The organism is Ligilactobacillus acidipiscis DSM 15836, from assembly GCF_001435755.1.
GTDB lineage: Bacteria > Bacillota > Bacilli > Lactobacillales > Lactobacillaceae > Ligilactobacillus > Ligilactobacillus acidipiscis.
The window spans coordinates 1-4,839 of record NZ_AZFI01000082.1; the positions used below are offsets into that span (position 1 = coordinate 1).

Annotated in this window: 6 protein-coding genes and 1 pseudogene; 2 read left to right on the forward strand and 5 right to left on the reverse strand. The window is 38.9% G+C overall.

Going from position 1 to position 4,839, the window contains the following annotated elements; genetic code table 11:
- Positions 1-235 (forward strand): CrcB family protein (locus FC65_RS06575; protein ID WP_191979907.1); only part of this gene is annotated, 235 nt, incomplete at its 5' end.
- A gap of 88 nt (positions 236-323) precedes the next feature.
- On the opposite strand, the gene FC65_RS06580 is transcribed toward FC65_RS06575, so the two are convergent.
- The 3 genes from FC65_RS06580 to FC65_RS06590 form a co-directional block, all read right to left on the reverse strand.
- On the reverse strand, positions 324-1,805 hold the full coding sequence (locus FC65_RS06580) for a family 1 glycosylhydrolase (RefSeq protein ID WP_056972011.1): 1,482 nt from the start codon (positions 1,803-1,805) through the stop codon (positions 324-326).
- A gap of 271 nt (positions 1,806-2,076) precedes the next feature.
- Positions 2,077-2,433, reverse strand: coding sequence for a PTS lactose/cellobiose transporter subunit IIA (locus FC65_RS06585; protein ID WP_010495938.1), 357 nt, complete (start codon positions 2,431-2,433; stop codon positions 2,077-2,079).
- Between the two features lie 42 nt (positions 2,434-2,475).
- On the reverse strand, positions 2,476-2,796 hold the full coding sequence (locus tag FC65_RS06590; protein ID WP_010495936.1) for a PTS sugar transporter subunit IIB: 321 nt from the start codon (positions 2,794-2,796) through the stop codon (positions 2,476-2,478).
- 156 nt (positions 2,797-2,952) lie between these two features.
- On the opposite strand from FC65_RS06590, the gene FC65_RS06595 reads away from it, so the two are divergent.
- Positions 2,953-3,666: a GntR family transcriptional regulator gene (locus FC65_RS06595; protein WP_056972012.1), complete on the forward strand. Its 714-nt coding sequence runs from the start codon at positions 2,953-2,955 to the stop codon at positions 3,664-3,666.
- 59 nt (positions 3,667-3,725) lie between these two features.
- Here FC65_RS06595 and FC65_RS11810 read toward each other — a convergent pair.
- Positions 3,726-4,155, reverse strand: a pseudogene (locus FC65_RS11810) (transposase); the annotation flags it as partial.
- 41 nt (positions 4,156-4,196) lie between these two features.
- The gene (locus tag FC65_RS11815) at positions 4,197-4,511 is read right to left on the reverse strand and encodes a transposase (RefSeq protein ID WP_056972014.1); all 315 of its coding nucleotides are present in this window, start codon (positions 4,509-4,511) and stop codon (positions 4,197-4,199) included.
- Positions 4,512-4,839: the final 328 nt, after the last annotated feature.

The window sequence follows — 4,839 nt, forward strand, 5'->3', positions numbered from 1 at the left end:
AGTTACCGTTGGGTCACTAAAACGGACCCTAGTTGGTCTGCAAATTACTACATACTTATACACAATATTAGGGATCGGCCTTTTAGGCGGCTTTACTACTTTTTCGACCCTCAACGTTGAACTGATCACGCTAAGAAGAAACAAACAATTTGAAGTTATCCCTTATGCATTAGCCACATATCTAGGTGGTCCAATTGCATTATTTGGTGGCTTGTTACTGGGCTATTTATACTAAAAAAGTGTTGTCTGAAGTGAACCCCCATAGTTGGACAAAGAATTCCAACTATGGGGGTTCACTTTAACGTTTCATTTTTTTGTTTAAACTATTTTAGGTCCGCTCCATTAGATACAATCACCCTTTGATACCAGCTAAACGAATCTTTTTTATAGCGTTTCATTGTGCCGTTACCAAGATCATTGCAGTCAACATACACAAGTCCATAACGTTTTTTCATTTCACCAGTTCCGTTAGAAACTAAGTCAACAGCACTCCACATAGTATAGCCCATCAAATCAACACCATCTATCTTAACTGCATCAGACATTGAGCTAATAGCAGCTCGCAAATATTTGATGCGATAATCATCATGAATTTTATGATCGTCTTCGAGTTTATCAGCCCAGCCAAGTCCATTTTCAACGACCCATAGCGGTTTATGATATCTGTCCCACAAAATATTCAATGCTAAACGCAAACAATCTGGATCAGTTGCCCAACCCCAAGCATTAGTTTCCAAATATGGGTTAGTAACACCAGCCACCCCTAAATTACCAGCAGCATGGTCATCATTAGCATGAGTTGTTAAGACAGAGGAACTATAGCAAGAAAAACTTAAAAAGTCTGCTGGATATTCAGCTAATAATTCATAATCCTGCGGCCGATCATCAAGCTTGATGCCTTCACGCTCATATTTCTTTAAACGATATTCTGGATAACGGCCGCCGACTTGAACATCAGAATAAAATAACGTTTCTTGCTGAGCTTTCATTATCTCGACTTGGTCAGCCGGATCACAAGTGTAAGGATAAATTGGAGAGTAGGCCAGCATTTGTCCCACCTTCATTTCAGGATCGATCCTGTGAGCAGCCTTGACTGCCAAAGAACTAGCTACAAATTGATTATGTGCTCCTTGAGCTCGATTTTGCGGAGTAGGATCAGTCAAACCACCACCCATGTACGGTGCAAGAGTCATTGCATTGATCTCATTGAAGGTAGTCCAGTATTTGACCTGGCCTTTATAATACTTAAATACTGTTACTACATATTTTTCAAACAAATTAATTAATTTTCTGTCGGACCAGCCGCCATATCGTTTGATGAGCGCTAATGGTGTATCGTAATGCGACAGAGTTACCATCGGTTCAATGTGATACTTATGACATTCCTCAAAGATCTGCTTGTAAAAATTTAAACCTGTTTCATTAGGCTCTTCTTCATCTCCATTTGGGAAAATACGCGACCAACTGATTGACAACCGAAATACTTTAAAGCCCATTTCTGCCATTAGACCAATATCTTCTTTATAGTGATGATAAAAATCTGTCCCATGATGGCTAGGATAATGATAATCAGACAAAATGGCTGGTGTAGCATCTGCGGGAATATTAAAATCTCCACCCCACACGAACGGGGAATTTCCAGTTGTTCCATCTTCTTTTTTCCAAGTGACAAGGCGAGGACGATCGACTGCACCATTAGTTAATACATCTATCGCGTTTAGTCCTTTCCCATCTTGATCATAGCCGCCCTCATATTGATTAGCGGCCGTGGCTCCACCCCACAAAAAATCTTTTTTAAAACCCATAGTTATCCTCCTTGTATTATTAAAATTGATCCTATTTAAAGAAAAAAAGGCAAGAGTCGCCAAATTTCTTTGTCTACTCCTGCCCTTTCTTTATAATTTATTTCATTTCAAACACTGAGAACTCCCCGTCGAAGCACTAAGAGCTGTTATTAGTCGGGGTCTCTAACCAAGGCCTTCCGCTTATCTGATATATGTGTTCCATCTCTGAAAAACAAGCTATAGCATACACATATGATAATAATCATGTCTTAAGCGGCTTTAACTTACCCTATTATTTTTTTAGTTCGTCAAGCTGTTCATACACGTCAACAAAGTTTGTTGCTAAATCAACAAAGGTGATCGCAGTCATTAAATGGTCTTGGGAATGAACCATCAATAATGTTACTTTTGCGTGTTCACCTTGTGCCTCTTTAGTCAACATTCCCGTCTGAGTATTATGTGCCTCAACCAGTGCTTTTTGTGCTTCGTCTAATTTATTATGGGCTTCAGTGAAATTAGCTTCCTTGGCAGCTTTGATTGCTTCTACAGCAAAGGACTTAGCATTTCCTGCATTAACGATCAAACCCATCGTTGTTTGTAATTGTTGCTCCTCTGCAGACGATTGTGTTTGTTTTTCTTCTTCGGCCATCTTGAACCTCCTGTTTTCATTACGTTATAAAATCAAGTGCTTTTATTCGCCCATCAAATCGTAGGCTTGTTTGATAACCTTATCGCCTTGCATCATCCCGTATGCTTGCATATCGATCACTGCAACAGGGATTTTCTTGTCATCCAATTTTTTATGGAAATCTGCTTCCATGTATCTAACCTGAGGTCCGAGTAACACACAGTTGATATCTTTACTTTCCAATTGTGAATCTGCCTCAGCGGCTGGGACAGCAAATACTTCAACATCTTTACCTTCTGCTTCAGCAGCTTTTTGCATCTTCGTCACCAACAAGCTAGTACTCATACCAGCTGCACAACATAACATGATCGTCTTTTTTGCCATAATAAAGACCTCCATCTTTACTTTTTATTATTTCGCCTTGTTAGCGTAGTCAATTTTTAGCCCTTGCTAAATAAAACGCTTTCTATTACAATATATTTATACCATATTGGTATCAATTTTACAAGTACCTTTAAATGAATTAAGGAGGACAGGTTTATGGGTCTAAAATACAAGGAAATTGCTCAAGATATCGCACAAAAAATTGCCAACCAGACATTCCAAAAAAAATTGCCTAGCGAATCTGAATTAATGGGCATGTATTTAGTGAGCCGTAATACAGTCCGCAATGCCATTGATGTTTTATATAACCAAGGTCTGATCAGTCGGATCCAGGGAAGTGGGTACTTTGTTAATGAACCCTTACATACCGAAGATAATTTAATGAATTTAGCAAATAAAGTCGGAATGAATGCCTTATCTAATGAAGCACCTGTATCTTCAAAGATCTTGGCTTTTGAAAGTAGACTGGCGGGTCGGGAAGTCGCTAAGTTTTTACATTGTAATGTTGATGATCCAGTTTATTACGTCAAACGATTGCGACGCTCTAAAGACAACCTACTCAGTTTAGAAGAAGCTTACTATTTACGTAGCGTTGTCCCGTACTTAAACAAAAAAATTTGTTCAACTTCGATTTTCAAGTTTATCATGGATAACTACAATATTGAGATCGTCAACGCCGATGAATACGTTAAAATTCATCAACTAACAGAACAAGAAGCCGTTGAATCGGGACGTTCGGTAAATGAGGCGACTTTAAAAATTGAAGAGATCAATTATCTAAAAAACGAGCGTCCTTTCAACTATTCCAAAACATACTACTTCCAAAAAAACTTGACGCTTTATTATCACATTAGCAATTACCTTCATTAAGAACAACTTTCCTAAGAAGTACCTTTATAATTTGTGAGTTCACAGCGGATATATTTTTNGTTCTGGATCTTAAACAACGTCTGCCAGAATAATTTAGCAATACAATTGGTCTGGGATAGGTGGACCCAAATCTGATGTGCGTGGTGTGTGACCTTAGTTGCTAGATTTAGTAACTTAAAGAGGATGGTGTCAACTTGGGCGTTTTTAAGTTCAGATGGTAAAACCAAGTGTTTCATGACTTGAAGTAAATTATAAGCTGTACCAGCTACCAATATACAAAACTCATTGGCGTTAAAGCTAGAACTGTCTGTTTTATCGAAATTAAAGTCGTGTTTAACTTCCTTGACCAGGTCGTCCATCGACCTTCGTTGTTGGTAGAGAACGAAGACTTGCGGGCCACTCAATTTTTCCAAGTTGGTCACGACAAACTCATGGTCAAATCAGCAAGTTTTCGGTCGGCCGAGTCGATTTAATGAACACACAATAAGGACTTGGCTAACTTTTGAGTTGGTGGTTAGCTTTTAAACGGATCACAAACTTAGCATTTTTTTATCACAGGCATGGTAGATCTCCGGAGCTGAAAAACTAGAATTTTCACGCACTAAAATATCAAACCAAGGATGATTATAGACCTGTAAGATCCATAATAAGAATTTAGTTGCACTTTGCGACGTATAACGATTACCGGACCGTAATTGAGTATTCAATAAGCAGTCCAATAAGGTATGCATGATAACCGTTAGTCTGATAGGGCCGTTATAAGCACTTTTTTCTTGGTCACCATAAGTATCAGCATGGGTAGAGCCTAGGTCTAGTATCAACTGATGTTGATTTAACTGACCCAAGACAAACTGACTAAAGAGCCCAGTAGAGATCTAACTGAGAAAAGACTTGACGCTCATACATGATTAATAAAACGTGACAGCGTGGACTGTGAAACGACTGCTTGGTCCAAGGGCAAATTAAAATTAGCCGCATGCGCTGGGACCCCACAAACAATTAAAACAGCAGCTGCTTGAATAAATTGTTTGCGGAGAAAGTCCAAGACCTGCGATCATCTTGGAAATGTAAGTTAGCCCGTAAAAACTGGTCAAAGTTGATTTGATGGAGGAACTCAGCCAGTAATAAAGTTCCAGCACCGTTCGCTAATTCACCACCGTCATTAGAAATATT